Source organism: Oscillibacter sp. KLE 1745, assembly GCF_000469445.2.
Classification (GTDB): domain Bacteria; phylum Bacillota; class Clostridia; order Oscillospirales; family Oscillospiraceae; genus Oscillibacter; species Oscillibacter welbionis.
On sequence record NZ_KI271743.1, the window covers coordinates 17,406 to 22,775 of the forward strand.

Sequence of the window (5,370 nt, forward strand, 5' to 3'; positions counted from 1 at the left end):
GTGCGGCAGGGGATCTCCCCGCTGCCGGGGCTCCAGCCATAGCTCCCGCCGTCGGGATAGGCACAGGAGAAGGAGATGCGCCCGCCGCTGCCGTTCCGGTAGCTCAGATTCCCTCTGCCGCCCATTCCGGCCCGCACGGACTCCAGCTCCCAGCCCTCCGGCAGCTTTGTCAGCGCGTAGCCAGGGGCTTCGGTGTAGTCGATCCCAGGGTCCTCGCTGGCGTATGTGACGCCGTTCTCATCGTCCTCCCTGTGCCAGTAGGGTCCCGAAGCGGCGGCCGGGGCGGCCGGCACAGTCTGCTCCCCCAGCAGCACTGTGCGTGTGGCGGAGTCGTAGCCCACCTCCACCCCCAGCAGCTCGCTGATGGTCCGAACGGGCAGATAGTTGGTCTTGCCGCCAGCCTCATCCACATAAAGGATGGAGCCGGGGATCTGCCGGCCGTTGGGGGCGATGATGTCGCTGCCGGCGGCGATCTTTGTCTCGCCGTTCAGAGCCACCCCAGCGAAGTTGAACTGCACCTGCCCGGAGGCCGCCAGAGCGGTGGCGGTCAGGGCCGTCAGCGCCAACGCCGCGGCCGCGCCGGCCAGGAATGATAGGACTCGTCTTTTCATGGAACTCCTTCCTTTCTGTCTCCGTGTGTTTCCGGGGGACAGGCCCCCGGCCGTTCTATTAGTTGAACGTGCCGTGGGCAGGACGTATCCCCGGACTTTTCTATCTTTGTCAAAAATCACAAAGATCTCGTCTCTTTCTGTGGCGTCTGACTGTTTCACTTCCCACCGCCGACAGTGCCGGTGATCGACTGCGCTCTCTTCGTGGGAGGTGAGAGCTGCGGCTCCGTCTCCTCCGTACGGACAGCCATGTCCCGCAGGTCAAAGCGGTCCAGGGCCCCCTCCAGGAAGAAGGTCGTGTTGGTGTCCGGGTCCGTCCAGATCAGAGTGCCGGTCTCCTCTGTGTCCGGGGAGCCGCCGGTGATGATGGTGACGCCGCCTACGGTGACGGAGGAGCCCTCCGCCTGAATCTCCTCCCCATTCACAGTAATGGTGGGGCCATCGCTCTCCTCCGGCTCCTCCTCCGCCGTCCAGTACCAGCCGGTGACGCCCCGCAGGTCGATCTCCTCCGGCTCCCCCTCCGGGGTCTCGAAGGGGCAGATGGGGTCAGTGACATACTGCCAGGTCAGTGTTGTCCCGTCCCTGACCCACACCTGCTGGACGGCTCCAGCGCCTTCATCCCGGTACATGGGTTCATAGCCCTCCGGCACCCAGCCCATCTCCCAGGCCACACCGGGTCCCTCGTAAGGCACCACGCCTTCCGCCATGGACAGCAGGGTCTCGGTGTCGCCAAAATCCGTGGCCCGCAGCATAAAGAGGTATCCCGCCTCGTTCTGCCAGGTCAGCAGGATTGTCCCCTCCGACTGGAAGAGGTCTGCCTGGTACCCCTGCACAGTGACGGTGGTGTGGTTTTCCCCCGCGTCCGAGGCTCCGTCCACATTGGTAGCTACCTCTCCCGCCTCCGGCGTGTAGACGGCAAACCACAGCCATGCGCCGGTCCCCGGCTCATAGTACCTCCAATAGCCCGAGCTCTCCTTGGGACTCACGTCCGTCAGCACAAAGCCCTCCGGGATCTCCGACAGCCGCCAGCCGCCGGGCGGATCCTCTGCCACGGTCCGCTTCGGGTTGATAAAGGTCACCAGATCCTCCTGCACCTGATGGAACCACCCCAACACCGCCGCCCGGACGGCGGGGCTCACCGCCATCAGGCCCCCCAGGGTCACCAGGCATGCCAATAGCACGCAGGCCGCTGTCCGGGCCGCCCGCTTCCACACCGGCCGGGCCATCCGCTTCGCCCAGCCGAAGGGGTCCGCCAGCAGCCGCGTCCGGTTTCTCAAATACCGGTAGGACCAGTCCGGTTCCTCCGCCGCGTCCAGCACGTCCCGGAACCGCTCCAGGTTGGCCTCCATCAGGGCATGGCGCAGCATCCGCTCATCCATGGACGTACCCCTCCTTCTCCAGCGCCGCCGCCAGCATGGTCCGCCCCCGCAGGACGCGGGTGGCCACGGTGGACTCCTTCAGCCCCAGCCGCCGGGCGATCTCCCGGTTGCTCTCCTCCTCCACGCACTTCAGCTCCAGCACCCGCCGGTAGCTCTCCGGCAGCGCCCGGATCAGGCTCACCAGATAGCGGTAGTCCGTCTCCCCCGTCTCCGGAGCGGGCGGATCCCAGTCCTCCGGCAGAGCTTCCTCCCGCCGCTCCTTCCGCAGCATGTCCACCGCCACGTTCTTCACAGCGGTCACTAGATATCCCTCCGTCTCGCTCCAGGCCAGGCCGCTCACCCGGTCCCACCGCCGGATGAGCTGCAGCCAAGTCTGCTGCACCGCGTCCTCCGCCGCGGTCCGGTCCCCCAGAACACGGACCGCCACGGCGTATAGCTTCTTCTCATAGGCCCCATGGAGCTTCAAAAACCTTTCCCGGTCCTCCTCCGTCTCCAGCATAGCCAGCAGCATGGAAAGCAACGCGCTCGCCTCCTCTTCTCTCTTGGGGGCGCATCCCCCCTGTCCGGTAAACGTCCCGGAAACGCAGAGTATCCCACCGGGAGCGAATCTTTTCGTCCCCGGCGGGATACTCTTCTCTTATACCATTTTCTCCGGCCGTACCGTCTCGTCGAATTCCGGCCCCGTCAGATACCCCAGGGCCAGCACCGCCTCTTTCAGGGTAGTGCCGTCGTGAAGGGCCTTCTTGGCGCACGCCGCCGCTGCCTCGTAGCCGATCCTCGGCGTCAGGCAGGTCACCAGCATCAGGGAGTTGTGCAGGTTGGCCGTCATCTTCTCTGCATTGGGGGTGATGCCCTCCACGCAGTGGACCCGGAAGGAATCGCACACATCCCCCAGCAGCCGGGCGGAGAGCAGAAAGTTATAGGCGCTCACCGGCAGAAACACATTCAGCTGGAAGTTTCCCTGGCTGGCGGCAAAGCCGATGGCCGCGTCGTTCCCCATCACCTGCACGGCCGCCATGGTGACGGCCTCGCACTGGGTTGGGTTCACCTTGCCGGGCATGATGGAGCTGCCGGGCTCATTCTCCGGGATGTTCAGCTCTCCCATGCCGCACCGGGGACCGCTGGCCTCGAACCGGATGTCGTTGGCGATCTTCATGAGGTTGGCGGCCAGGGCCTTCAGCGCCCCGTGGGCGAACACCAGGGCATCCTTGCTGGTCAGTGCGTGGAATTTGTTGGCATCCGGGGTGAAGTCCACCCCGGTCATGGCCCGAAGCCGCCCGCACACCATCTCGTCGTACCCCTTGGGGGCGTTGAGGCCGGTGCCCACGGCGGTGCCGCCGATGGCCAGTTTGGTCAGCTCCGGCAGGGCGGTGCGCAGCATCCGGCAGGGGGCCTCCACCAGCTCCCGCCAGCCGGAGACCTCCTGGGCGAATTTCAGGGGCGTGGCGTCCTGCAGGTGGGTCCGGCCAATGCGGATCAGGTCCGGATAGGCCTCCTCCAGCCTCCGAAAGGCCCCTGCCAGCCGCTCCGCCGCTGGCAGCACCTGCTCCGTGACGCTCAGGGCCGCCGCGATGTGGAGAGCGGAGGGGAACGTGTCGTTGCTGGACTGGGAGGCATTCACGTGGTCATTGGGGTGAAGCCGCATCCCCCGGTCCGCAGCCAGGTGGGCAATGACCTCGTTGACGTTCATGTTGGTCTGGGTGCCGCTGCCGGTCTGCCACACCACCAGGGGGAACTCGTCATTCCACCTCCCCGCCCGGATCTCGGCGCACACGGCGGCGATGGCCCCGGCCTGCTCCGCCGTCAGCTTGCCGCAGTCCGCGTTGGCCTGGGCACAGGCCTCCTTCAAATAGGCAAAGGCGGTGATGATCTCCTGCGGCTGGCGCAGGCCGCCGATCTTGAAGTTTTCCAGGCTCCGCTGGGTCTGGGCGCCCCAGTGATGCTCCGCCGGGACAGCAATCTCGCCCATGGTGTCGTGTTCGATGCGGGTGTTCATGGCGTATTCCTCCGTATATCCGCCGTGGCGGCGTGTGATGGATGATTCATTATACCGCCCGCCGGGACGGGCCGCAAGAGCGGGCTGTTCCCGCCGCAGAAAAAAGCGGCCGCCCGCAGGCAGCCGCTTTCCAAAAGATACCGTCAGTCCGCCAGATACAGGTCCAGCGTCTGGGCCAGCGCGGAGCGGGAGACATAGGTGACACCGGCCTCCTTCACGCAGGTGCCGTAGACCTCCTCCGTGGTGCCGTCGCTGCTCACCGCGGCGATGGCGCCGCCGGGCATGGCGGTCATCAGCGTCTCCGTGGTCAGGGGGGCAGGCTTCACCATGTCATCGCCATAGGAGACCACGGCGCCCTGCTTCGCGTCCCAGCGGACGCTCATGCCCAGGGCCTCCGCCACCGCCCGGATGGGCAGCAGGGTGTCGCCGTCAGCGGTGGTCTTGGCCTTCTGAGTCGTGGACTGGCCGTTGACGGACACGACGCCGTCCTCCGCCACGCTGATATAGCCCCGATAGCCGTAGGCGAACACCAGCACCTTCTCCGGCGTGCCCTTGGAATCGGACCACACCAGGATGCGGGCGCCGGGACGCAGATCGGCCAGGGTGACAATGTTCTTCGTCAGGTAGGGCGTCAGCTTTGCGGAGGCGGGCACGGTGATCGTGTCATTGCTGCCCGCCACATGCAGCACCGCGGACTCCTCCGTAACGGTGGAGCTGGTGATCTCATAGTACTGGGGCACGGCGTAGTCGGCGGGGATGTTGCCCACGATCAGGCTGGCCGTGGACTGGGGCGGCAGGCTCAGCGCCATGGCGGGGCCAACCCAGGCATAGACGGCGTCCCCGTCCTCCAGCGTCTCCAGGTTCAGGGTGTTGCCGGTGACGGCGTCCAGATAGGGGGCATCCCCCACGTGGACCACCACCGCGTCGCCCAGGCCGTCCTCCTTCCCGCTGTCCAGCAGGAAGGTGTCCTCATCCATCCAGGTGACAGTGCCCCAATAGGCCGCGGGGCCCAGGCGGGCGGGCGCTTCTTCGTCAGCGGTCTCCGCGGCCGCGGCGGGGATCGCCAGCATGGCGGCGCAGAGGATCAGGGACAGGCATTGCAGAATCCGTTTTTTCATTCTCGTTCATCCTTTCCAATGCTTTCGGGGGAGCATCTGCTCCGTTTGCCTGTACTGACGCAGGGCAGCGGGGAAAAGTTCCCGTCCAAGGCAGAATTTTTAACAAATATTTTTGAGGCGCCGCGGAGGGCACTGTACCCGAGCCTGCGGGCCCCGGCATCCCGGAGCGGCTGGTTTCCCCCGCGGGGCAGTCCACCTCCTGCCTGCGCTGGTCCGGCAGGAAATCGCTGGGGCGGGGACTCCACGGAAACCGGTTGGGCCGCCGAACG

At 66.1% G+C, this 5,370-nt stretch carries 4 protein-coding genes and 1 pseudogene; all 5 read right to left on the reverse strand.

Annotation, left to right across the window (positions count from 1 at the left end; all coding sequences use genetic code 11):
* A pseudogene (locus HMPREF1546_RS12630) lies at positions 1 to 611 on the reverse strand (hypothetical protein); the annotation flags it as partial.
* Between the two features lie 155 nt (positions 612 to 766).
* Positions 767 to 1,987: a DUF4367 domain-containing protein gene (locus tag HMPREF1546_RS12635; RefSeq protein WP_021747919.1), complete on the reverse strand. Its 1,221-nt coding sequence runs from the start codon at positions 1,985 to 1,987 to the stop codon at positions 767 to 769.
* Positions 1,980 to 2,498, reverse strand: a complete 519-nt coding sequence (locus HMPREF1546_RS12640; protein WP_021747920.1) for an RNA polymerase sigma factor — start codon at positions 2,496 to 2,498, stop codon at positions 1,980 to 1,982. Before HMPREF1546_RS12640 ends, HMPREF1546_RS12635 begins: the two co-directional genes overlap by 8 nt.
* Before the next feature lie 126 nt (positions 2,499 to 2,624).
* The gene (locus HMPREF1546_RS12645; protein WP_021747921.1) at positions 2,625 to 3,983 is read right to left on the reverse strand and encodes a lyase family protein; all 1,359 of its coding nucleotides are present in this window, start codon (positions 3,981 to 3,983) and stop codon (positions 2,625 to 2,627) included.
* Between the two features lie 143 nt (positions 3,984 to 4,126).
* The gene (locus tag HMPREF1546_RS12650) at positions 4,127 to 5,101 is read right to left on the reverse strand and encodes a stalk domain-containing protein (RefSeq protein WP_021747922.1); all 975 of its coding nucleotides are present in this window, start codon (positions 5,099 to 5,101) and stop codon (positions 4,127 to 4,129) included.
* Between the last annotated feature and the right edge of the window lie 269 nt (positions 5,102 to 5,370).

Coding starts and splice junctions, on each gene's coding strand:
- HMPREF1546_RS12635 (WP_021747919.1), bottom strand. CDS start 1,987: ATGGATGAGCGGATGCTGCGCCATGCCCTGATGGAGGCCAACCTGGAG.
- HMPREF1546_RS12640 (WP_021747920.1), bottom strand. CDS start 2,498: ATGCTGCTGGCTATGCTGGAGACGGAGGAGGACCGGGAAAGGTTTTTG.
- HMPREF1546_RS12645 (WP_021747921.1), bottom strand. CDS start 3,983: ATGAACACCCGCATCGAACACGACACCATGGGCGAGATTGCTGTCCCG.
- HMPREF1546_RS12650 (WP_021747922.1), bottom strand. CDS start 5,101: ATGAAAAAACGGATTCTGCAATGCCTGTCCCTGATCCTCTGCGCCGCC.